This is a genomic window from Amycolatopsis sp. NPDC028719 (genome assembly GCF_055565395.1).
In genome coordinates this window covers 379,568-400,566 of sequence record NZ_JBVHUL010000006.1, presented here as the reverse complement: position 1 = coordinate 400,566, position 20,999 = coordinate 379,568, and the positions used below count along the sequence as shown (strand labels likewise).

Annotated in this window: 20 protein-coding genes; 9 read left to right on the top strand and 11 right to left on the bottom strand. The window is 71.9% G+C overall.

Going from position 1 to position 20,999, the window contains the following annotated elements; genetic code table 11:
- Positions 1 to 48: 48 nt before the first annotated feature.
- Positions 49 to 1,908 carry a DNA/RNA non-specific endonuclease gene (locus ACZ4TR_RS29810; protein WP_465290443.1) on the top strand — a complete coding sequence of 620 codons (1,860 nt, stop codon included), beginning with the start codon at positions 49 to 51 and terminating at the stop codon, positions 1,906 to 1,908.
- On the opposite strand, the gene ACZ4TR_RS29805 is transcribed toward ACZ4TR_RS29810, so the two are convergent.
- Both ACZ4TR_RS29805 and ACZ4TR_RS29800 read right to left on the bottom strand, forming a co-directional pair.
- The gene (locus ACZ4TR_RS29805; protein ID WP_465290441.1) at positions 1,903 to 2,721 is read right to left on the bottom strand and encodes a DUF427 domain-containing protein; all 819 of its coding nucleotides are present in this window, start codon (positions 2,719 to 2,721) and stop codon (positions 1,903 to 1,905) included. The genes ACZ4TR_RS29810 and ACZ4TR_RS29805 overlap by 6 nt on opposite strands.
- A gap of 260 nt (positions 2,722 to 2,981) precedes the next feature.
- Positions 2,982 to 3,629: a GntR family transcriptional regulator gene (locus ACZ4TR_RS29800; protein ID WP_465290439.1), complete on the bottom strand. Its 648-nt coding sequence runs from the start codon at positions 3,627 to 3,629 to the stop codon at positions 2,982 to 2,984.
- A gap of 22 nt (positions 3,630 to 3,651) precedes the next feature.
- Here ACZ4TR_RS29800 and ACZ4TR_RS29795 point away from each other — a divergent pair, with 22 nt between their 5' ends.
- Positions 3,652 to 4,068, top strand: coding sequence for a VOC family protein (locus ACZ4TR_RS29795; RefSeq protein WP_465290437.1), 417 nt, complete (start codon positions 3,652 to 3,654; stop codon positions 4,066 to 4,068).
- Here ACZ4TR_RS29795 and ACZ4TR_RS29790 read toward each other — a convergent pair.
- Together ACZ4TR_RS29790 and ACZ4TR_RS29785 are read right to left on the bottom strand one after the other, a co-directional pair.
- Positions 4,048 to 5,055, bottom strand: a complete 1,008-nt coding sequence (locus ACZ4TR_RS29790) for a TerC/Alx family metal homeostasis membrane protein (RefSeq protein ID WP_465290435.1) — start codon at positions 5,053 to 5,055, stop codon at positions 4,048 to 4,050. The two genes, ACZ4TR_RS29795 and ACZ4TR_RS29790, sit on opposite strands and share 21 nt — an antisense overlap.
- 81 nt (positions 5,056 to 5,136) lie before the next feature.
- Entirely contained in the window at positions 5,137 to 5,817 is a 681-nt protein-coding gene (locus tag ACZ4TR_RS29785) for a TetR/AcrR family transcriptional regulator (RefSeq protein ID WP_364520833.1), read from the bottom strand.
- A gap of 84 nt (positions 5,818 to 5,901) precedes the next feature.
- Here ACZ4TR_RS29785 and ACZ4TR_RS29780 point away from each other — a divergent pair, with 84 nt between their 5' ends.
- The 3 genes from ACZ4TR_RS29780 to ACZ4TR_RS29770 all read left to right on the top strand — a co-directional run bounded on the left by ACZ4TR_RS29780 (position 5,902) and on the right by ACZ4TR_RS29770 (position 9,925).
- A complete protein-coding gene (locus ACZ4TR_RS29780; protein ID WP_465290433.1) occupies positions 5,902 to 6,645 on the top strand; it encodes a sigma-70 family RNA polymerase sigma factor in 744 nt (247 codons plus the stop codon).
- A 201-nt stretch (positions 6,646 to 6,846) separates the two neighbouring features.
- Positions 6,847 to 8,022 (top strand): GAF domain-containing protein, encoded by a 1,176-nt coding sequence (locus ACZ4TR_RS29775; RefSeq protein WP_465290432.1) that lies wholly within the window; start codon positions 6,847 to 6,849, stop codon positions 8,020 to 8,022.
- 88 nt (positions 8,023 to 8,110) lie between these two features.
- Complete coding sequence (locus ACZ4TR_RS29770; RefSeq protein ID WP_465290430.1) at positions 8,111 to 9,925, top strand: flavin-containing monooxygenase; 1,815 nt, start codon at positions 8,111 to 8,113, stop codon at positions 9,923 to 9,925.
- A 30-nt stretch (positions 9,926 to 9,955) separates the two neighbouring features.
- Here the strand turns inward: ACZ4TR_RS29770 and ACZ4TR_RS29765 are convergent, their stop codons facing one another.
- Positions 9,956 to 10,681: an SDR family oxidoreductase gene (locus ACZ4TR_RS29765; RefSeq protein WP_465290427.1), complete on the bottom strand. Its 726-nt coding sequence runs from the start codon at positions 10,679 to 10,681 to the stop codon at positions 9,956 to 9,958.
- A 78-nt stretch (positions 10,682 to 10,759) separates the two neighbouring features.
- Here ACZ4TR_RS29765 and ACZ4TR_RS29760 point away from each other — a divergent pair, with 78 nt between their 5' ends.
- On the top strand, positions 10,760 to 11,329 hold the full coding sequence (locus ACZ4TR_RS29760; protein WP_465290425.1) for a TetR/AcrR family transcriptional regulator: 570 nt from the start codon (positions 10,760 to 10,762) through the stop codon (positions 11,327 to 11,329).
- A 20-nt stretch (positions 11,330 to 11,349) separates the two neighbouring features.
- Here the strand turns inward: ACZ4TR_RS29760 and ACZ4TR_RS29755 are convergent, their stop codons facing one another.
- The 5 genes from ACZ4TR_RS29755 to ACZ4TR_RS29735 are packed head-to-tail and all read right to left on the bottom strand — an operon-like array spanning position 11,350 to position 16,817.
- Positions 11,350 to 12,384: an acyl-CoA dehydrogenase family protein gene (locus ACZ4TR_RS29755; protein ID WP_465290424.1), complete on the bottom strand. Its 1,035-nt coding sequence runs from the start codon at positions 12,382 to 12,384 to the stop codon at positions 11,350 to 11,352.
- On the bottom strand, positions 12,381 to 13,316 hold the full coding sequence (locus ACZ4TR_RS29750) for an acyl-CoA dehydrogenase family protein (protein ID WP_465290422.1): 936 nt from the start codon (positions 13,314 to 13,316) through the stop codon (positions 12,381 to 12,383). The genes ACZ4TR_RS29755 and ACZ4TR_RS29750 overlap by 4 nt, the downstream gene beginning before the upstream one ends.
- Positions 13,313 to 14,443 carry an acyl-CoA dehydrogenase family protein gene (locus tag ACZ4TR_RS29745; protein ID WP_465290421.1) on the bottom strand — a complete coding sequence of 377 codons (1,131 nt, stop codon included), beginning with the start codon at positions 14,441 to 14,443 and terminating at the stop codon, positions 13,313 to 13,315. The genes ACZ4TR_RS29750 and ACZ4TR_RS29745 overlap by 4 nt, the downstream gene beginning before the upstream one ends.
- Entirely contained in the window at positions 14,443 to 15,288 is an 846-nt protein-coding gene (locus ACZ4TR_RS29740) for an enoyl-CoA hydratase (RefSeq protein WP_465290420.1), read from the bottom strand. Before ACZ4TR_RS29740 ends, ACZ4TR_RS29745 begins: the two co-directional genes overlap by 1 nt.
- Positions 15,285 to 16,817, bottom strand: coding sequence for a FadD3 family acyl-CoA ligase (locus tag ACZ4TR_RS29735; RefSeq protein WP_465290419.1), 1,533 nt, complete (start codon positions 16,815 to 16,817; stop codon positions 15,285 to 15,287). The genes ACZ4TR_RS29740 and ACZ4TR_RS29735 overlap by 4 nt, the downstream gene beginning before the upstream one ends.
- Positions 16,818 to 16,899: 82 nt before the next feature.
- On the opposite strand from ACZ4TR_RS29735, the gene ACZ4TR_RS29730 reads away from it, so the two are divergent.
- Genes ACZ4TR_RS29730 through ACZ4TR_RS29720 form a run of 3 tightly spaced genes read left to right on the top strand, consistent with a single transcriptional unit; the run spans position 16,900 to position 19,987 of the window.
- The gene (locus ACZ4TR_RS29730; RefSeq protein WP_465290417.1) at positions 16,900 to 18,045 is read left to right on the top strand and encodes an acyl-CoA dehydrogenase family protein; all 1,146 of its coding nucleotides are present in this window, start codon (positions 16,900 to 16,902) and stop codon (positions 18,043 to 18,045) included.
- Between the two features lie 11 nt (positions 18,046 to 18,056).
- Positions 18,057 to 18,827: an SDR family oxidoreductase gene (locus ACZ4TR_RS29725; RefSeq protein WP_465290415.1), complete on the top strand. Its 771-nt coding sequence runs from the start codon at positions 18,057 to 18,059 to the stop codon at positions 18,825 to 18,827.
- Positions 18,828 to 18,835: 8 nt separating this feature from the next.
- Positions 18,836 to 19,987 carry an acetyl-CoA C-acetyltransferase gene (locus ACZ4TR_RS29720; RefSeq protein WP_465290413.1) on the top strand — a complete coding sequence of 384 codons (1,152 nt, stop codon included), beginning with the start codon at positions 18,836 to 18,838 and terminating at the stop codon, positions 19,985 to 19,987.
- A 1-nt stretch (position 19,988) separates the two neighbouring features.
- On the opposite strand, the gene fgd is transcribed toward ACZ4TR_RS29720, so the two are convergent.
- Positions 19,989 to 20,993 (bottom strand): glucose-6-phosphate dehydrogenase (coenzyme-F420), encoded by a 1,005-nt coding sequence (gene fgd / locus ACZ4TR_RS29715; protein ID WP_465290717.1) that lies wholly within the window; start codon positions 20,991 to 20,993, stop codon positions 19,989 to 19,991.
- Positions 20,994 to 20,999 lie beyond the last annotated feature (6 nt).

Genomic DNA, 20,999 nt, shown 5'->3' with positions numbered 1-20,999 from the left:
TTCCGGTCCGACTAACGGGTGTTTCGTCCGGAAAGCCGGGGAGGCGTCGTGGACGTAGTGACGGATCGCCAGTCCGAGCAGGAACGAGCCGCGGCCGCGCGCGCCGCCGGGCGCACCGGGGAACGGCGGGCGAAGATCGCCTTGCTGCGCACGCCCGGCGGGATCGCCGAGGCCGACGAACCCAGCCGGGTCGCCACCCGGATCGACCGGCTCGGCCGGTACTACCCGGACGTGCGGCCGGTGGACCCGGCGGCGCTCGCGGCCGGCGACCCGACGGCGATGGCGGACGCCGGCGTGATCCTCGAACGGATCGTGCTCACCGACGACCTGCTCGGCGTCGGCTACCTCGAGGGCGGCGTCACGGCGTCGGCCGCGATCGGCCGGGTCACCATCCGCGACGGCCGCGGCCGGCTCACCGGCTACGGCACCGGCTCGATGATTTCGCCGGAACTGCTGCTCACCAACCACCACGTGCTCCCGGACGCCGCCACGGCCGGGTCGAGCATCATCGAGTTCGACTACCAGGACGGCGTCGACGGCCTGCCCCGGCCGGTGCGGGCGTTCGGGCTCGATCCCGGCCGCTTCTTCGTCGCCGACGAGGCGCTCGACTTCGCGCTCGTGGCGGTCAAGGCGACCGCCGACGAGCTGCGTCCCTTCGGGTTCAACCGGCTGATCGGCAGCGAGGGCAAGGCGATCGTCGGGGACTTCGTCACCATCATCCAGCACCCGCGCGGGGGCAAGAAGCAGGTGGCGCTGCGGGAAAACCGGATCGTCGACGTCCTGGAGCGGTTCCTGCACTACGAAACCGACACCGAACCCGGGTCGTCGGGTTCGCCGGTGTTCAACGACCAGTGGGAGATCGTGGCGCTGCACCACGCCAGCGTCCCGGCCGAGGGCCGCGCGGAGTACGGCGGCTTCCTCAACGAGGGAATCCGGGTCAGCCGGCTGCTGGAGTTCCTGCGCGGGCAGCGGTTCACCCCGGCGCGCCAAGCGCTGCTCGACCGCCTTTCCGCCCGGCCCGGGCGGGGCACCGCGGCGCCGGAGAGCGTCCGGATCGACCCGGACTACTCGAACCGGCAGGGCTACGACCCGGACTTCCTCCCCGGGCACACGGTGCCGCTGCCGGCCCTGTCCGACGCGCTCGCCGAGCTGGCGGCGGTCAACCGGCAGGCGGCGGGCGAGCCGAGCTACGTCCTGCCGTACCACCACTTCAGCGTCGTCATGAACAAGGTGCGGCGCTTGGCGTTCTTCACGGCCGTCAACATCGACGGGCGCACCAGCCGGTCGCTGCGGCGGGACACCGACCGCTGGTCGCTCGACCCGCGCATCGACGCCGGCGAGCAGGCCGGCGAGGAGATCTACCGGGCCAACCCGCTCGACCGCGGGCACCTGGTCCGCCGCCTCGACCCGGCGTGGGGTGCGACGGCCGCGATCGCGCAGCTCGGCAACGACGACACGTTCCACTTCACGAACTGTTCGCCGCAGCACGAGGACTTCAACCAGAACAAGACCACGTGGGCCGGGCTCGAGGACTACGTGCTGAACAACGCGGACAACGCGGATCTGAAGGTCAGCGTGGTGACCGGGCCCGTGCTCGCCGAGGACGACGACCCTTACCGCGGTGTCCGGCTGCCGCGCCAGTTCTGGAAGGTCGTCGCGATGGTGAAGGCCGACGGCACGCTCTCGGCGACGGCGTACCTGCTCAGTCAGGAGGAGCTGATCCACGGCCTGGAGCTGGCGGGCGAGTTCAGCTACGGCGCCTACCGCACGTACCAGGTGCCGGTGCGCCGGATCGCCGGCTTGACCGGGTTGTCGTTCGGCGCCCTGCCGGACGCGGATCCGCTGGAGCGGCTGGAATCGACGGATCCGGTGCGGGAGATCGGGGTCCTGGCCGACCTGCTGCTATGACCACGGCGTGACCGGCCGCGGCAGCCGCTCGCCGTCCACGACGACGTCGGCGCGTTCGGTGAGGAAGGCGATGTACCCGGCGACGTCCCGCACGTCGGACAGCGGCTCGTCGTAGGTCCAGGCGAGATCGCGGTGGCCGCCCACCGACCAGTAGGTCGCGTGGCCCTTGTAGGCGCAGGTGGTGCGCGTGTCCGACGGCGTGAGCAGCTCCATCCGGACGTCCTCGCGCGGCAGGTAGTAGCGGGTGGTGATGCCGGTTTCGAACAGCAGGCGCGCCGCGGCCGACTCGGCCACGACGACGCCGTCCACCTCGATCCGCACCCGGCTGTCGCTGCGCCGGACGTCGATGCGCGAGAACGGATCCCGCGGGTGGCCGACGATCGGCTCGGCCTCCTCGAGCCACTCGTCGAACGCGGCGAAGTCGAGGACGACGTGGTCCCCGAGATCGGCGTCGGCGGGCCGGAAGCCCGCACCCGGCAGGGTCACGCTGTCGCCGGCCAGGGTCAGCGGCTCGCCCGCGCAGGTGTGCACGGCGAACGCGGTCCGCGGGTCGAGGACCGGCGGACCGCCTTCGGCCAGCCGCACGGGGTGTTCGGGCGCCGCTGCGGCGTCCGCCGGGGCCAGGGTCGCGCGCAGGTCCGCGGCGGGGAACGCGTACGACGGCACCACCCGCTTCGGTTCCCAGACCAGCACGGCCCGCCGCGAGTCGGCGAAGGTCCGTCCACTCGCGACCGCACGGACCCGCTTGGCCACCGGTTCGTACCGCAGTTCGGCCAGGTCCCCGGTGAACCGCGCGCCCATCCGTGTCGCCATGGGTCCACCATCCGCGCCGGGGGTGCCGCCGTCAACACCCGGGCCGGCGGTGCAAAGGTGGCGCCGCGGTGTCCTGGATGGGTCATTCAGGACCGCCGAAGACCTGAATGAGTCATTCAAGACACCGGCAGAGCGGGCGGCGGGCGTGGCACCGCGGCCGCTCCCCGCGGGGCCGAGCCAGGTCGCCATCGCTGCAGGCAGGCCGTCTGCACCAGGCTCCACCGCGGATAAGTGTCCACAAGGGACTACCGCCGACGGGCTCACGGCCGTCTGGTGAGGATGTCGAACGCGTGCCGCCGGTGGGTCGCGAACAGCTCGAGGGCCGCCTTCCGGTCGCCGGCTCGCAGCGCGTCGGCGAGCCGGCGGTGTTCGGCCGGGATGGCCGCCAGGTAGCCATCCGTTTCGAGGCCGATGCGGGTCAGCAGGAACAGGTGGACCTGCGAACGGATCGCCTGCCAGGCCTCGCCCAGGCGCCGGTGCCCCGCAGCCGCGTAGACCGCGTCGTGGAAGCCGAGGTCGCACCGGACCATCTCGTGCGCGTCGGCCGCGCGTTCCATGCGGGCCACGGCGGCGTCGACCTCCTCCAGGCCGGGGGCGCGGTCGATCACCAGCTCGACGGCCAGCTTCTCCAGCGCGGCGCGCAGGCTGTCCAGCTCCGCGACGTCCACTTCGGACAGCGACGTCACCGTTGTGCCCCGGTGCCACTCGCCGCGGACGAGACCCTCGCGCTCGAGCTTGAGCAGCGCCTCGCGGACCGGCCCGCGGCTGACCCCCAGCGCCTCCGCCAGCTCCACCTCGCGCAGCTGGCTTCCCGGCGCGTACGTCCCGTCGAAGATCGCGTCCCGGATGCGGTCGGCGACCTCGTCGGCGAGCCCGCGCCGGCGCGCGGGAGCCACTTGAGCATTCATGTCCTGATGTTAACATTCAGACATGACGATTCCCCGCTTCCACCTCGCCATGCCGGTCGACGACCTGGCCGCCGCCCGCCGCTTCTACGGCGAAGTCCTCGGCCTCGCCCAGGGCCGCAGCGCCGACACGTGGGTCGACTGGAACCTGCACGGCCACCAGTTCGTGACGCACCTGGCGCCGGAGCGGCCGCAGCGCGTCCACAACCCCGTCGACGGCCACGACGTGCCGGTGCCGCACTTCGGCCTGATCCTCGAGGTCGAGCAGTTCAAGGCGCTCGCCGAGCGGCTGCGCGCCGCCGGGACGCGGTTCGTGATCGAGCCCTACGTCCGCTTCGAAGGCCAGGCCGGCGAGCAGTGGACGATGTTCCTGCTCGACCCCGCCGGGAACGCGCTGGAGTTCAAGGCCTTCGCGGACGACTCACAGGTCTTCGCCGTCTGAAGACCCTGAGGCCTCCGACGAGGCCCGCAACGATCCCGGGTGCGCCTTGGCGGCCGGGTCACGCCGCGTCTTGATCAAGCTGGCGACCGTCACGACGGCCAGGACGCCGATGATCACCGCCAGGCTGACCGGCGTCGCGATCTCCGGGACGCGCGGGTCGAGGTCGACGTGCGCCCAGTGCAGGATCAGCTTCACCCCGATGAACGCGAGGATCACCGCGAGCCCGGCCGAGAGGTACACGAGCCGGTCGAGCAGGCCCTTCACCAGGAAGTACAGGGCTCGCAGGCCCAGCAGGGCGAACGCGTTCGCGGCGAAGACGATGTACGGCTCCTCGGTGACACCGAATACGGCGGGGATCGAGTCGAGGGCGAACAGGAGGTCGACGCCGCCGATCGCGACCAGCACCACCACGAGCGGCGTCACCATCCGGCGTCCACCGGCGCGGGTGAGCAGCCGGCCGCCGTCGTAGGCGTCGGAGACCGGCAGGAGCCGCCGGGCCGTCCGGACCACGACGTTGTGCTCGATGTCGGGATCGGCGTCGCGGTGCCGGAACAGCTGCACGCCGGTGTAGATCAGCAGCAGCCCGAAGAGCAGGAACATGAAGGAGAACAGCGCGAGGAGCGTCGCGCCGAGGACGATGAAGATCCCGCGCATCACGAGCGCGAGGATGATCCCGAACGTGAGCACCTTGTGCTGGTGCTCCTCCGGGACGGCGAACGTCGTCATGATGATCACGAACACGAAGAGGTTGTCGACCGAGAGGCTCTTCTCGACGATGTAGCCGGCGAAGTACTCGGTGCCGAGCTCACCGCCGTGGGCCAGCGTCAGCCAGACGCCGAACACCACCGCGACCAGGATGTAGCCCACCGACCACGCGACGGCTTCGGCGAACCGGACCCGGTGCGGCCGGACCGCGGCGAGCACGAGGTCGACCGCGAGCAGCGCCAGCACGACGCCGATGGTGACCAGCCAGGTGCCGACGCCCATCCGCTCCCCCCCCGCTCCCGTGTGTCCGGCGATCGTAAGGGCAGGAGCGCGAACGCGCACCAGAAGTCCACAGTGGACACTTCAGGTGAGGTCAGCCGCCGCCAGCTCGGTGTGCGGGTCGAGCTCGAGGCCGCCGGCGCGCAGGGTGTCGTCGACGATCCGCCAGACCCAGCGTGCCAGCAGCGCGGCCAGCTCGGCGCGCTCGACGCCGCGCGGGTTCTCCAGCCAGCGCGAAGTGCTCGATTCCACCAGGCCGACCAGCCCGAAGGCGACCGCTTCACAGACGCGGGTGTCCACTCCGAACAGTCCGAGGTAGTGCTCGAACACCACGGTCAGCTGCCGGGCGATGGCGGTCTTGCCGTCGGCGAAGACGTCGGGCGCGCCGTCCATCGCGTGCCGGGTCAGGTAGCGGTAGAGCGAGCCGTGCTCGGCCAGCCAGCGGGTGTGCGCGCCGATCGCCGTGCGGATCAGCTCCATCGGCGTGCCGCTCGGGTTCCACAGGGGCGCGAACTCCGCGGTGATCAGCTCGGCGACCCGGACGGCGATCGCGTGCTGCAGGTCGGCGGCGCCGTCGAAGTGCCGGTAGAGGCGGGTGCGGGCGACGCCGGCTTCGTCGGCGATCTGCTCGGTGGACACCTCGGGCCCGTGCCGGGCGATCGCGCGCAGGCCCGCTTCGACGAACTCGCGACGACGGCGGTCACGCTGGCCGGCCCACCGCGCGGCCCGGCCATCGGGCGGGCGCGGCGTGTCCGTCGATGTCATCGGCCGGAGTGTACCGGCGGTGGCACTATGGCGTACGATGCCGTACCTTTTACTTTGGGTGCCAGTGGGTCGCGGAGAGTGACGATGAGCTACGCCGACGAGGAGCCGCCGGACGCCGTGCTGCTCGCCGCCCTCCGCGCGGGCGACTTCGACGCCGCCGGCGCCCTGTTCCGCCGGCACGCCGAGCCGCTGCGCCGGACCGCGGCGGCGTGGGCGGTGCAGGCCGCGGAACGCGACGACCTGGTGGCCGAGACGTTCGTCCGCGTGCTGGCCGTCGTGCACGCGGGCGGCGGCCCCGAAGGTGACCTGCGGCCGTACTTGGTCGTGACGCTGCGGAACCTCGTGGCGCGGTGGGGCCGGCAGCGCAGCCGGGTCGAGCTGTGCGAGACGGTCCCCGAGACGCCGTCGAGCGGCGCCGACGAGCTGGCCCTGCACCGGTCGAACGAGAAGCTCGTGTGGTCGGCGTACTGCACGCTGCCGGGCCGGTGGCGGACGGTGCTCTGGCGGACCGAAGCCGAAGGCGACACGCCGACGGAGGCCGCGCCGCTGCTGGGCCTGACGCCGAACAGCGTGTCGGCGCTGGCGAAGCGGGCCCGCGAGGGGTTGCGCCAGGCGTACCTCCAGGTCCAGGTCCCCGACGCGGAGGAGCCGGTCTGCCGCGAACCGCGCCGGCGCATGGGCGCGTGGGTCCGGGGCGCGCTGTCGCCGCGCCGGGCGAGCGTGGTCACCGACCACATCGCGGGCTGCGATCCGTGCCGCACGGTGGCCACGGGCCTGGACGAGGCGAATCGCGAGCTCCCGGGCTCCCCCGCCCGCCTCACCGGCTGACACCCCGGCCGACTCGCGTACCTGGAGGGTCGGCTCGCGTACCTGGACAGCCGGCTCGCGTACCTGGAGGGTCGGCCAGCGCGGGTCGTGAGCCGACCCGCTGGGTACGCGAGCCGACTGGCTGGGTACGGGAGCGTTGCGTGAAGGTTGCCTCTACCCCGCTCTGCCGGGTTACCGTGAAGCCAGGCCCAGGAGGTGGCGGTGGACGACGAAGTCTGCGCGGTCCGGCCCGGCACCGACGTCGCCGGGCACGCCCGGCTGCTCGCCGGCATCCACGACGCCGTCCTCGCCGGGCGGGCGCCCCGGACCGCGCCGCGGCGGCTGGTCGAACGCTCGTGGCGTCGCGTCGCCGCGCAGGGCGTCGATCCGGACCGGCCGCCCGCGCCCGATCCCGTCGGCGCCGCCGAGGTCGAACGGCGGCGGACCGGCTCCCGGCTCGGCGAAGTCCTCCCCGAGCTTCGCGGCGCGCTGACGTCGGTCGCCGAAGACGCGCACCACCTGATGGTCGTCACCGACGCCGACGGCGTCGTCCTCTGGCGCGAAGGCGCCCGCGGCGTGCGGCACCGGGCCGATTCGCTCGGCTTCACCGAAGGTGCCACCTGGTCCGAGCCCGCCATCGGCAGCAACGCGATCGGGACGGCGCTGGCCGAGGCCGCCCCGGTGCAGATGTTCGCCGCCGAGCACTTCGTGCGCTCCCACCATTCGTGGGCCTGCACGGCCTACCCCGTGCACGACCCGCGGACCGGTGAACTGCTCGGGATCGTCGACGTCAGCGGGCCGGCCGAGACCGTCCACCCGATGACCGTCGCCCTGGTCGGGACATCGGTGCGGCTGGCCGAAGCCGTCCTGCGGCAGCGGCACGAGGCCCGGCTCGAAGGCCTCCGGCAGCTGTCCGGGCACGTCCTCGCGGGCGAGACCGGGCTCGTCGTCGACGACCACGGCTGGGTCGCCGCCCAGAGCGGCGTCTTCGGGATCGACCGCGTCGCCGCGCCCCGCCACGGCGTCCCCGTCGCGGTCCGCGGCATCGGGGCGTGCGAGCCCGAGCCGGTACCCGGCGGCTGGCTGCTGCGGCCGAGCCGGCGCGAAACCCTGAAGCTCATCCTGGAATTCGACCCGCCGCGCGCGATCGTCGAAGGCTCGGCGCGGTGGACGCACCCCCTGGGCAAGCGGCAAGCGGACCTGCTGCGGCTGATCGCGACGGCGGGCCCGGCCGGGGTGTCGGCCGCGCAGCTGTCGGAGACGCTCTACGGCGACCGCACGCACCTGGTGACCGTCCGCGCGGAACTCTCGCGGCTGCGCAAGCTCATCGGCGGTCTGCTGCTCGCCCGCCCGTACCGCGTCGCGCCCGGTGTCGAAGTCGTGCTGATGCAACCCTAGGGCAACCCTTACGCGGACCCGGCCCGCCGAGGTTGGCTGCTCGGACGCGCCGTCGACGAGGACGGTGCCCGACAGGGGAGGTCCGCTCATGACCCAGACCCTCGAACCGGCCGCGGCCGTCGATGCCCGCCGGCGCGTCGAAAACTGGCTCGCCGACTTCGAGGCCGCGCTCGCGGCCCGGGACGCCGACCGGGCCGCCGCCCTCTTCGCCACGACGTCGTTCTGGCGCGACCTGATCGCGTTCACCTGGAACCTCAAGACGGTCGAGAACCGGGACGGCGTCAAGGATCTCCTCCTGGCGACCATGGACACCACCGACGCCCGCGGCTTCCACGCCACCGAAGAACCGACCGAGGCCGACGGTGTCGTCGACGCGTGGATCGGGTTCGAAACCGCCGTCGGCCGCGGCCGCGGGCACCTGCGGCTCACCGACGAAGGCGCGTTCACCTTCCTCACGACGCTCTACGAGCTCAAGGGCCACGAGGAGCCGCTCGGCACAGCCCGGCCCAAGGGCGCCGAGCACGGAGTCAACCGCGAGCGCGTGACGTGGTCGGAGGCACGGGAAGCGGAGGCGGCCGAACTGGGCACGACGCGCCAGCCGTACGTCGTCGTCATCGGCGGCGGACAGGGCGGCATCGCGCTGGGCGCCCGGCTGCGTCAGCTCGGCGTCCCGCACGTCGTCGTGGACCGCCACGCCCGCCCCGGCGACCAGTGGCGCGGCCGCTACAAGTCGCTGTGCCTGCACGACCCCGTCTGGTACGACCACCTGCCCTACCTCGACTTCCCGCGCACCTGGCCGGTCTTCGCGCCCAAGGACAAGATCGCCGACTGGCTCGAGATGTACACGAAGGTCATGGAGGTGAACTACTGGTCGTCGACGACCTGCAAGAGCGCCTCCTACGACGAAGAGACCCAGGAATGGACGGTCGTCCTCGACCGCGACGGCGAAGAAGTCGTCCTCAAGCCGAAGCAGCTCGTGCTCGCGACCGGCATGTCGGGCAAGCCGAACGTGCCGGTGCTGCCCGGCCAGGACCGCTTCCGCGGCGAGCAGCACCACAGCTCACAGCACCCCGGGCCGGACGCCTACCGCGGCAAGAAGGCCGTGATCATCGGGTCCAACAACTCCGCGTTCGACATCTGCGGCGCACTCTGGGAAGCCGGCGCCGACGTGACGATGATCCAGCGCAGCTCGACGCACATCGTGAAGTCGGACTCGCTGATGGACCTCGGGCTGGGCGACCTCTACTCGGAACGCGCGCTCGCCGCCGGGATGACGACGCAGAAGGCGGACCTGACCTTCGCCTCGCTCCCCTACCGGATCATGCACACGTTCCAGCAGCCGGTGTACGCGGCGATCAAGGAACGCGACCAGGAGTTCTACGACCGCCTCGACGCCGCGGGCTTCCGGCACGACTGGGGCGACGACGACTCCGGCCTGTTCATGAAGTACCTGCGGCGCGGATCGGGCTACTACATCGACGTCGGCGCCGCGGACCTCGTGGCCGACGGCGACGTCAAGCTGGCGCACGGCCAGGTCGTCGAGCTGACGGAGAACTCGGTGAAGCTCCAAGACGGCACCGAACTGGAGGCCGACCTCGTCGTCTACGCGACCGGCTACGGCTCGATGAACGGCTGGGCGGCGGACCTGATCAGCCAGGAGGTCGCGGACAAGGTCGGCAAGGTGTGGGGCCTCGGGTCCGACACGACGAAGGACCCGGGCCCGTGGGAGGGCGAGCAGCGGAACATGTGGAAGCCCACCCGGCAGGAAGGCCTGTGGTTCCACGGCGGGAACCTGCACCAGTCCCGGCACTACTCGCTCTACCTGGCCCTGCAGCTCAAAGCCCGGGCCGAAGGCATCCCGACACCGGTCTACGGACTGCAGGAGGTGCACCACCTGTCCTGACGGCGACGGGGCCGGCCGCGCGGCCGCGGGTCAGGGCACGAAGGCGGCGAGCTGTTCGTCCAGCCAGGGGTACAGCTCCTCGGCCTTGGTGCCGAGCCGGGACTTCAGGTCCCGGGTGACCTCGTCGGCCAGCACCTCGATCGAACCGTCGGCGACAGCGTCGTAGGCCTGGGCCACGACGCTTTCGGCGCTCACCTTCGGCACGTCCCAGCGGGCCGACATCGGAGTGTCGACCATGCCGACGAGCAGGCCGACGACCTGCGTGCCGCGCGGGCCGAGCTGGGCGCGCAGCGCGTTGGTGGCCGACCACATCGCCGCCTTCGACGCCGCGTAGCCGGTCGGCACGGAGATCCAGGCCGCCGCCGACAGCACGTTCAGCAGCGTGCCGCCGCCGTTGGCCGCCAGCACCGGGGTGAAGGCGTTGGCGACGCGGAGGGTGCCGAAGAAGTTGGTCTCGAAGATCCGGCGCAGCTCGTCCTCCGGCCCGGAGATGGAGTCGCCGGCGGGCGCGACGGCCGCGTTGTTGACCAGCAGGTCGACGTCCGTCGCGGCCGCGGCGGCCCGCGCGACGCTTTCCGGGTCGGTGAGGTCGAGGGCGAGCGACTGCACGCGGGCGTCGTCCCGGTGCTTCGGGGCGCGAGCGGTGGCGTAGACCTTCGCCGCGCCCCGCTCCAGCGCCTGCCGCACGAACTGTTCGCCGAGACCGCCGTTGGCGCCGGTCACGAGCACCGTACGGCCGTCGAGTGAGTGACTCATCTAGACTCCTTGTCAAGTGGGGAGCATCCCCGGATTCAGTATGCGGGGATGCTCCCCACTTAGCCAGGAGGAGTGTCGATGGCCACTGTCCGGAAGCTGCGCGCCGACGCTCAGCGCAACCGCGACGCGATCGTCGACGCGGCCCGCGAGATCTTCGAGGCCGAGGGCGCGCTGACCTCGCTCGACGGCATCGCCCTGCGTGCGGGGGTCGGCAACGCCACCCTCTACCGCCACTTCCCGACCCGCGACGACCTGCTCGCCGCCGTGGTCGCGACCAGCATCACCGAGGCGCTCGCCGAGGCCGACGAGCTGTCCCGCACCCTCTCCTCACGCGAGGCGCTCGCCGCGTGGCTGGTGCTGCTGACCTGGCGGTTGCGCATCTGGCACGACCTGCCCTACTGCCTGGCCACCGCCTTGCAGGACGCCGAGTCGCCGATGAAACCCGCCTACGATCCGCTGCTCGAACGGACCGAACGGCTCCTCGACTCGGCGAAAGCCGCCGGCGAGCTGGCCGGCCCGGTCACCGCGACCGAGGTGTACGAGCTGGTGCTCGCGCTGTCGTGGGCCGTCGACCGGTTCGGCGACGACGAGGCGGCCGCGCGCAAACGAGTCACGCTGGCCACCGCGGGAATCCTCGCCCGGCCCTGAAAGCGGCCTGGCGAAACGGCTTAGGTCAGCGCACGCCCGGGATCGCCGAACAGCGAGGCAGTCCCGTGGGCGCGCTTGAAGTACAGGTGGGCGTCGTGCTCCCAGGTGATCGCGATGCCGCCGTGCAGCTGGATCATCTCCGCCGCCGCGTGCGAAAACGCCTCGCCGCACACGACTTTCGCGGTCGTCACGGCTTCGGCGTCGCCGTCCACCACGGCCGCGTACAGCGCCGAGCGGGCCGCTTCGACGTGGACGTGCACGTCGGCCATCCGGTGCTTCAGCGCCTGGAACGACCCGATCGGCCGGCCGAACTGACGGCGTTGCTTCGTGTACTCCACCGTCAGTTCCAGCGCGCGGGCGGCCGCGCCGACCTGTTCCGCGGCAACGGCGACGACCGCCGTGTCCAGCAGTCTCCGCAGGTCGAAGCCGTCGGTGTCGAGGCGCCGGGCCCGGGTCGACGCGAACTCCGCCACCGCCAGCCGACGGGTCGGGTCGAGCGTGGTGACGCGCTCCCGGCGCACGCCGTCGATCGGGACTTCGAACAGTCCCATGCCCTCGGGCGTCCGGGCCACGGCCAAGAGGACGTCGGCGAGGTCGCCGTCGAGGACGTAGTGGGCGCGGCCGTCGAGACCGGCTTCCGACGCGGTCAAGCCCGGCGACCAGTCTTCGCCGGACCAGGCCAGCGCGGCGAGGGTCGTGCCCGCGGCGATCCCCGGCAGCAGCCGTTCGCAGGCTTCGTCGTTTCCGGTGCGCAGCAACGCTTCGCCGCACACCACGACGGAGCCGAGCATCGGCGCCGGCGTCAGCGTGCGGCCGAGCTCTTCCAGGATCACGCACGCCTCGGCGAGGCCGGCGCCCGCGCCGCCGTAGCGCTCGGGGATCGCGAGGGCGGCGACGCCGATCTGCTCGCACAGCGTCGACCAGAGCTTGTCGTCGTACCCGAGCGGCGACTCCATCGCGGCCCGCACCGCCGCCGGTCCCGACCGGCGGGCCAGCAGCGACCGCACCGCGTCCCGCAGGGCGACGCACTCTTCCGACTCGAAAGGATCCGTCATCGCAGCGCCGCCAGCACGCGTGCGCGGTGGAACGAGCCGGTACCCCAGGCCCCGGCCAGGGCCCGCACCTTCGTCAGCCGGAGGCCGAGGTCGTGTTCGGCGGTGTAGCCGATGGCGCCGTGCACCTGGAGGGCCGTGCGCGCGGCGAGGTAAGCGGCGTCGGCCGCCATGACCTTCGCCGCCGAGACGTCCCGGGCGAACGTCTCCCCGGCGACGGCCGCGCCGTACAGCAGCGGCCGGGCGAGTTCGAGCTGCGTCACGACGTCGGCGAGCAGGTGCTTGACCGCCTGGTACTCGCCGATGGCCCGGCCGTACTGGCTGCGCTGTTTCGCGTAGGCGACGGAGGCGTCGAGGAGCCACTGGCCCGCGCCGAGCAGCTGGGCGGACACGGCCAGGACGCCCCGGTCGAAGGCGACCGGATCGGCGGCGGTGGTCCGGGTGGTCCCGGTGATCCGGAACAGCCGCCGCGCCGGGTCGATCGACGGGACGAGCTCGATCCCGACGCCCGCGACCTCGCCTTCGTTGAGGTCCAGGACCACCCCGGCGACGTCGGCGTCCAGGGCGAGCGGCACCTCCGGTGGCGCGACGACCGTGGCCAGGAGGTCGCCTCCGGCGAGCGCGGTGAGCCGGTCGCCGGTCAGCACCGCGGGGGCGACGGCGGCCGTTTCGACCAGCGGGCCGGGCACGGCGTGGTAGCCGAGCGCTTCGAAGGCGACCACCAGGTCGACCGCGGAACCGCCGAGCCCGCCGTGGTCCTCGTCGACCAGCAACGCGGGGACACCGAGATCGCCGAGCGCGCGCAGCAGTTTCAACCCGCGCTCGGGCGACCCGGCGGCCCAGGCCCGCGCCACCGCGGCGGTGTCCGCGCCGCCCAGCAGGTCGTGCAGAGACGCGGAGAACTGACGCTGCTCCGGCGACAGCTGGAACTTCATCGGCGCGCCTCCCTCGGCAGTTTCAGCAGCCGCTCGGCGATCGTATTGCGCTGGATCTGGTCCGTGCCGCCGTAAATGGGCCCGGCGAGGGAGAAGAGGTAGCCGTCCACCCAGTCCCGGTCGGTCTCGGCGGCCGGGCCGAGCACGTCCAGGGCCGTCTCGTGCAGCTCGACGTCCAGGTGCGACCAGAACAGCTTGTTCACGCTGGACTCCGGGCCCAGCTCGCCGCCGTCGGCGAGACGGCTCACCGTGCCGAACGTGTAGAGCTGATAGGCGCGGGCCCCGATCCAGGCGTCGGCGACGCGGTCCTGAGTGGACGGTGGGGAGCTCCGCGAACGCCACAGCTCCACGAGCCGGTCCGCGGCGGCGAGGAACCGGCCGGGGCTGCGCAGCGACAGCCCGCGTTCGTTGTTGGCGGTCGTCATCGCGACCCGCCACCCCTGCCCCACCTCCCCGATCACGTCCTCGTCGGGCACGAACACGTCGTCGAAGAAGATCTCGGCGAACCCGGGCTCGCCGTCGAGCTGCGGGATCGGCCGGACCGTGACGCCCTCGGCGCGCAGGTCGGCCATGAAGTAGGTCAGGCCGTGATGGCGCTGCGCGTCGGGATCCGTGCGGAACAGGCCGAACGCGCGATCGGCGAAGGCCGCCCGCGAACTCCAGGTCTTCTGCCCCGAGAGCCGCCAGCCGCCCTCGGTCCGCACCGCCGTGCTGCGCAACGCCGCGATGTCGCTGCCCGCTTCCGGTTCCGACCACGCCTGCGCCCAGACCTGCTCGCCGCGGGCCATTGGCGGCAGGATGCGGTCTCGCTGCTCCTGCGTGCCGTGGGCGAACAATGTCGGGCCCAGCATGAAGATGCCGTTCTGGCTCACCCGCCCCGGCGCGCCCGACGCGTAGTACTCCTCCTCGAACAGCAGCCACTGCAGCATCGACGCGTCCCGGCCGTGGTACTCGCGCGGCCACGAGACGACCGACCACCGCGCCTCGGCGAGTTCGGCCTCCCACTCGCGGTGCGCCGCGAAGCCTTCGGCGGTGTCCATCGACGGCAACCCGCGAACGTGCGTCTCGAGCCATTCCCGTGCTTCCTCACGGAAGGCCGCGGACGCCTCGTCGATGTCGAGGTCCATCAAGCCCCCTTGTTCGCGTCGCGCATGGACCGCGCGGACTGCCCGCCGAGCGCGTCTTCCGACGTCTCCGCGTTGTGGGCGTGCGCCAGGTGATGGAGCCCGAACACCGAGTCCATTCCGGACCGCAGTCCCATCAGGTCTTCGGCCTGGTTGACGGCCTTCTTCGCCAGCGCGAGACCGAACGGCGGCATCGCGCCGATCTTCTCCGCGAGTTCGAAGGTGTGCTGTTCAAGCTCCGCGCGCGGGACGATCCGGGTGACCATCCCCCACTCCTTGGCCTGCTGGACCGTGAAGCGCTCGCCGGTGAACAGGACCTCCTTCGCCGCCCGCGGCCCGAGCACCCACGGGTGCGCGAAGTACTCGACACCGGGAATGCCCATGCGCACCACCGGGTCGGCGAAGAACGCGTCGTCGGCCGCCACGATCAGGTCGCAGACCCAGGCGAGCATCAGCCCGCCGGCGATGCAGGCGCCCTGAATGCTCGCGATCATCGGCTTCGGGATCTCCCGCCAGCGCCGGCACATGCCCAGGTAGACCTCGGACTCGCGGGCGAACCGCTGGTCGCCGCCCACGCGGTCGGTGTGGTCCCACCACAGGACCGCGCGCCGGTCGAACGACTGGTCGGCGTCCCGGCCCGGGCTGCCGATGTCGTGGCCGGCGGAGAAGTGCTTTCCTTCGCCGGCCAGCACGATCACTTTCACTTCGGCATCGTTCACCGCGCGGGCGAAGGCGTCGTCGAGGGCGTAGGTCATCGCCGAGTTCTGGGCGTTGCGGTAGTCGGGCCGGTTCATGGTGACCACGGCGACCGGCCCGCGGCGCTCGTAGCGGACGACGTCTTCGCTCATTTCGTCTCCTCACTGAGCAGCCGCTTCAGCACCTTGCCGGAAGCGTTGCGGGGCAGCGCGTCCAGGAACGCGACGGACCGCGGGGTCTTGTAGTTGGCGAGCCGTCCGCGGCAGAACGCGAGCACGTCGGTTTCGGTGACGCCGGTGCCGACGACGAAGGCCTTGCCGACCTCGCCGAGCCGCTCGTCCGGGACGCCGATCACCGCGACGTCGCGGACGCCGGCCAGTTCGGTGAGCGCGTGCTCGACCTCGGCCGGGTAGACGTTGAAGCCGCCGCAGATGTACATGTCCTTGAGCCGGCCGGTGAGCGTGAGGTTGCCGTCGGCGTCGAGTTCGCCGACGTCGCCGGTGTGCAGCCAGCCGTCCTCGTCGATGGCCTTGGCGGTGGCTTCCGGGTCGTCGAGGTAGCCGAGCATCACGTTCGGCCCGCGCAGGACCACTTCGCCCGGCGAACCGTGGATCGCCACCTCGAACCCGGCCGTCGCGCGGCCGGACGTCTTCGCGACGAGCTCCGCGTCGTCGCCCGGGCGGCACATCGTCACCACCACCGCTTCGGTGAGGCCGTAGGCGGTGAGGACGATGTCGAAGCCCAGCTCGCAACGCATGCGCCGGACGAGCGACGCCGGCACGTCGGCGGCGCCGGTGACCGCGAGCCGCAGCGACGACAGGTTCCCGCGCTCCGGCTCGTGCAGCAGGGACTGGAAGATCGTCGGCGCGCCGGGCAGCACCGAAATCCGTTCCCGCTCGATCACCTCCAGCGCGGCTTTCCCGTCGAACACGGCCTGCGGAACGATCGTCGCGCCGGTCAGCAGCCCGACGACGATCCCGGCCTTGTAGCCGAAGCTGTGGAAGAACGGGTTGATCACCAGGTACCGGTCGTCGGCGGTGACCCGGCCGCACTCCGCCCAGGCCGCGGCGACGCCGACGACCTGGCGGTGGGCCGACAGGACTCCTTTGGAGCGGCCGGTCGTGCCCGAGGTGAACAGGATGTCGCTCACGTCGTCCGGCTGGACCGCGTCCGCTCGTGCCTCGGCTTCGGCCGCCGGTACGCCGTCCGCCAGCGCGAGGAACTCGTCCCAGCCGAGCGCGTCCCCGACCGGCCGGGGCGGCTGTTCGAGGGCGACCCGGACGACGGTGCCGAGGTCGGGCAGGTCCGCGCCGGTCGCCACGATCGCGGCGTGGCGGTCGGTGCCGAGGAAGTCGGCCGCCACGACCAGGGCCTTCGCCCGGCTGCGGACCAGCAGGTCCACGGTCTCGGCCGCGGTGAACCGGGTGTTGACCGGCACCAGCGACGCGCCCGCGTAGAGCGCGCCGAGCGCCGCCAGTACCCAGTGGTGGGTGTTGGGCAGGGTGATCGCGACGCGGTCGCCGGGCCGGACACCGCGGGCGAGGAAGGCCCGCGCGACCGACTGAACACGTTCCAGAAGGTCGTCGAAACCGAGGCGCAGGGCGCCGTCGACCAGCGCCTCCGCCGAGCCGAACTTCGCGGCAGCGGCGCGGACGACGGCCGGGATCGTGGTCTGACCCACCACACCCTCCTCTGGACCGGCAAACTAGAACGTGTTCTCATTACCCTAGGTCCCGGACCGGCCCGGCAGCAAGGAGGCGAGCGTGGAACCGACGCGATTCCGCCGCGAAGTCGCGGGCTGGCTCGCGGACAACCTCACCGGCGAGTTCGCTCAGCTGCGCGGGCTCGGCGGGCCGGGACGCGAGCACGAGGCGTTCGACCTGCGCCTGGCCTGGGAACACCACCTCGCCGCGGCGGGCTGGACGTGCGTCGGCTGGCCTCGCGAATTCGGTGGCCGCGGGCTCTCCCTCGACGAGCAGGTCGCCTTCCACGAGGAGTACGCGGCTTCGGGCGCCCCCGCGCGCGTCAACCACATCGGTGAGCAGCTGCTCGGCCCGACGCTCATCGCCTTCGGCACGCCCGAGCAGCAGAAACGGTTCCTGCCGAAGATCATCGCCGTCGAAGAGCTGTGGTGCCAGGGCTATTCCGAGCCCGGCGCCGGTTCCGACCTGGCCGCCGTCTCGACGTCGGCGGTCCGGCGCGACGGCGAGTGGGTGGTCAACGGCCAGAAGATCTGGACGTCCCTGGCGCACGTGGCCGACTGGTGCTTCGTCGTGGCGCGCACCGAGCCGGGGTCGCAGCGCCACCACGGCCTGTCGTACCTCCTGGTGCCCCTGAACCAGGACGGCGTCACCGTGCGGCCGATCCGGCAGCTGACCGGCACGTCGGAGTTCAACGAAGTCTTCTTCGACGACGCCCGCACCGCGGCCGAACTCGTCGTCGGCGAGCCCGGCGACGGCTGGAAGATCGCCATGGCCACCCTCGGGTTCGAACGCGGCGTCTCCACGCTCGGCCAGCAGATCGGCTTCCTCCGCGAGCTCGACGACATCGTCGCCGAGGCGAAGCGGACCGGCACCTACGACGACCCGCTGCTGCGCACCGACCTCGCGCGCGCCCGGATCGGCCTGCGAGTCCTGCGCGCGCACGCGCTGCGAACCCTCGGGCGGGCGGCCGGGCCGGAGGTCGCCGTCGGGAAGCTGCTGTGGGCGCAGTGGCACCGCGGGCTCGGCGAGCTGGCGATGCGCGCCCGCGGCGCGCGGTCCCTGGTCGCCGAGGGCGAGGAGCTGGACGACGCGCAGCGGCTCTACCTGTTCACCCGCGCGGACACGATCTACGGCGGTTCGGACGAGATCGAGCGGAACATCATCGCCGAGCGCGTGCTCGGCCTGCCCAGGGAGGCGCGACCGTGATCCCTCAGACAGTGTCTCTGAAAAACGTGCCCGGCCACGAGCTGCTGGCAGGCAAGGTCGTCGTGGTCACCGCGGCCGCCGGCACCGGCATCGGCTCGGCCGCGGCGCGCCGGTGTCTCGAAGAGGGCGCGAGCGTCGTCATCAGCGACTGGCACGAACGGCGGCTCGGGGAGAAGGCGGCCGAGCTGGCTTCGCTCGGCAAGGTGCACGCGATTCCGTGCGACGTCACCGCCGAGGACCAGGTCCAGGCGCTCATCGACGGCGCGGCCGGCCACTTCGGCCGGCTCGACGTCCTGATCAACAACGCCGGGCTCGGCGGGACGAAGTCCGTGCTGGACATGGCCGACGACGAGTGGTCCCGCGTTCTCGACATCACGCTCACCGGGACGTTCCGGTGCACGCGCGCGGCGTTGCGGCGGTTCGTCGCCCAGGGTGGCGGCGGGGCGATCGTCAACAACGCGTCGGTGATCGGCTGGCGCGCCCAGGCCGGGCAGGCGCACTACGCCGCCGCGAAAGCCGGCGTGATGGCCCTGACCCGCTGCTCGGCCCTCGACGCCGCCGAGCACGGCGTCCGGATCAACGCCGTCGCGCCGAGCTTGGCCATGCATCCGTTCCTCGCCAAGGTGACCAGCGACGAGCTGCTGGAAGACCTCACCAAGCGTGAGGCCTTCGGTCGTGCGGCCGAGCCGTGGGAGGTCGCCAACGTCATGGTCTTCCTCGCCAGCGACTACGCGAGCTACCTCACCGGCGAAGTCGTCTCCGTCAGCAGCCAGCACCCCTAGGAGCTCCCGTGCCCGAAGCCTTCCTCCTCGACGCGGTCCGCACGCCCGTGGGCCGGCGCGGCGGCGCGCTGTCCGGGTGGCACTCCGCCGACCTCGGCGCGCACATCATCAAGGCGGTCGTCGAGCGCGCGGGCGTCGACCCGGACCTCGTCGACGACGTCATCCTCGGCTGCACGGACACCCTGGGCCCGCAGTCGGGCAACATCGCGCGCACGGCGTGGCTCGCGGCCGGGTTCCCGGACCACGTGCCCGGCGTGACGATCGACCGGCAGTGCGGGTCGAGCCAGCAGGCCGTGCACTTCGCCGCGCAGGCCGTCATGTCGGGGACGCAGGACCTCGTGCTCGCCGGCGGCGTGCAGAACATGAGCCGCATCCCGATCAGCGCGGCGATGCTGGCCGGGCGCGAGTACGGCTTCGACGACCCGTTCTCCGGCTCGAAGGGCTGGCAGGAGCGCTACGGCAGTGCCGAGTTGTCGCAGTTCCGCAGCGCGGACATGATCGCTTCGCACTGGGACATCAGCCGGTCCGCCATGGAGGAGTACGCCTTCCGCAGCCACCAGCGGGCCCTCGGCGCCATCGATTCCGGTCGCTTCGAAGCCGAAATCGCGCCGGTCGACGACTTCCGGCAGGACGAAGGCCCGCGCCGGGACACGTCGCTGGAGCGGATGCGCGGGTTGAAGCCGTTGTCCCCGGACTCACGGCTGACGGCGGCGGTGGCGAGCCAGATCTCCGACGGGGCGAGCGCGGCTCTGGTCGCTTCCGAAGCGTTCGTGAAGGAGCACGGCCTGACGCCCCGGGCCCGCATCCACCACCTGTCGGTGCGCGCGGCCGACCCGGTGTGGATGCTGACCGGCCCGATCCCGGCGACGTCCTACGCGCTCCGGAAAACCGGGCTCGCGATCGACGACATCGACGTGTTCGAGGTCAACGAGGCGTTCGCCAGCGTGGTGCTGGCGTGGCTGGACGAAACGGGCGCGGACCCGGAGCGGGTCAACGTCAACGGCGGCGGCATCGCCCTCGGTCACCCGATCGGGGCGACCGGGACGAAGCTGCTCGCCACGTTGCTGCACGAACTGGAGCGCCGCGGCGGTCGTTACGGGCTGCAGACGATGTGTGAAGGCGGCGGCACCGCCAACGTCACCATCATCGAACGGCTGTAGCTCAGCCGAGGGCGCGCAGCTTCGGGAGCACGTCCTCGGAGAACTGCGTCAGGAAGCGCTCCTGGTCGTGGCCCGGGCCGTGGAACACCAGGTGGTTGAGTCCCGCGTCGAGGTACGGCTTGATCTGCGCCACGGCCTCGTCCGGGTCCGACGCCACGATCCAGCGCTTGGCAACCTGCTCGATCGGCAGCTCGTCGGCCAGCCGCTCCATCTCGTCGGCCGAGGTGACGCTGTGCTTCTGCTCCGCCGACAGCGACAGCGGCGCCCAGAATCGGGTGTTCTCCAGCGCCTTCTCGGGGTCGCGGTCGTAGGACATCTTGATCTCGATCGTCCGGTCGACGTCCTCGACGGTCTTCTCGGCCGCCTCGGCGCCTTCCTTGACCGCCGGCATCAGCTTCTCGGTGTAGAGGTCCATGCCCTTGCCCGAGGTGCAGATGAACCCGTCCCCCGCGCGGCCCGCGTACTTGGCCACGACCGGGCCGCCCGCGGCGATGTAGACCGGCACCGGCTGCTCCGGCCGGTCGTAGATGCGTGCGTCGACCAGCTTGTAGTACTCGCCGTCGAAGTTCACGTTGTCGCTGGTCCACAGCTCGCGGATCAGCTTGATCGACTCGCGCAGCCGCGCGAAGCGCTCCTTGAACTCCGGCCACTCCCGCCCGGAGACGGCGATCTCGTTCAGCGCCTCGCCGGACCCCACGCCGAGGATCACGCGGCCGCCGGACAGCAGCGACATCGTCGCGAACGCCTGCGCGATCACGGCCGGGTTGTACCGGAACGTCGGGGTCAGCACGCTCGTGCCGATCTGCACCCGCTTCGTGCGCTCGGCGACCGCCGGCATCCACGCCAGCGCCCACGGCGCGTGGCCGCCCTCGTGCCGCCACGGCAGGAAGTGATCCGACACCCAGACCGAGTCGAGGCCGACCTCTTCGGCACGCACCGCGTACTCGACCAGGTCCCGCGGTCCGAACTGCTCCGCCGACGCCTTGTAACCGACCTTGAGCGCCACGCTCAC

Coding starts and splice junctions, on each gene's coding strand:
- ACZ4TR_RS29740 (WP_465290420.1), bottom strand. CDS start 15,288: ATGAGCGAAGACGTCGTCCGCTACGAGCGCCGCGGGCCGGTCGCCGTG.
- ACZ4TR_RS29750 (WP_465290422.1), bottom strand. CDS start 13,316: ATGAAGTTCCAGCTGTCGCCGGAGCAGCGTCAGTTCTCCGCGTCTCTG.
- ACZ4TR_RS29755 (WP_465290424.1), bottom strand. CDS start 12,384: ATGACGGATCCTTTCGAGTCGGAAGAGTGCGTCGCCCTGCGGGACGCG.
- ACZ4TR_RS29805 (WP_465290441.1), bottom strand. CDS start 2,721: ATGGCGACACGGATGGGCGCGCGGTTCACCGGGGACCTGGCCGAACTG.
- ACZ4TR_RS29745 (WP_465290421.1), bottom strand. CDS start 14,443: ATGGACCTCGACATCGACGAGGCGTCCGCGGCCTTCCGTGAGGAAGCA.
- ACZ4TR_RS29790 (WP_465290435.1), bottom strand. CDS start 5,055: ATGGGCGTCGGCACCTGGCTGGTCACCATCGGCGTCGTGCTGGCGCTG.
- ACZ4TR_RS29800 (WP_465290439.1), bottom strand. CDS start 3,629: ATGAATGCTCAAGTGGCTCCCGCGCGCCGGCGCGGGCTCGCCGACGAG.
- ACZ4TR_RS29770 (WP_465290430.1), top strand. CDS start 8,111: ATGACCCAGACCCTCGAACCGGCCGCGGCCGTCGATGCCCGCCGGCGC.
- ACZ4TR_RS29760 (WP_465290425.1), top strand. CDS start 10,760: ATGGCCACTGTCCGGAAGCTGCGCGCCGACGCTCAGCGCAACCGCGAC.
- ACZ4TR_RS29780 (WP_465290433.1), top strand. CDS start 5,902: ATGAGCTACGCCGACGAGGAGCCGCCGGACGCCGTGCTGCTCGCCGCC.
- ACZ4TR_RS29765 (WP_465290427.1), bottom strand. CDS start 10,681: ATGAGTCACTCACTCGACGGCCGTACGGTGCTCGTGACCGGCGCCAAC.
- ACZ4TR_RS29785 (WP_364520833.1), bottom strand. CDS start 5,817: ATGACATCGACGGACACGCCGCGCCCGCCCGATGGCCGGGCCGCGCGG.
- ACZ4TR_RS29795 (WP_465290437.1), top strand. CDS start 3,652: ATGACGATTCCCCGCTTCCACCTCGCCATGCCGGTCGACGACCTGGCC.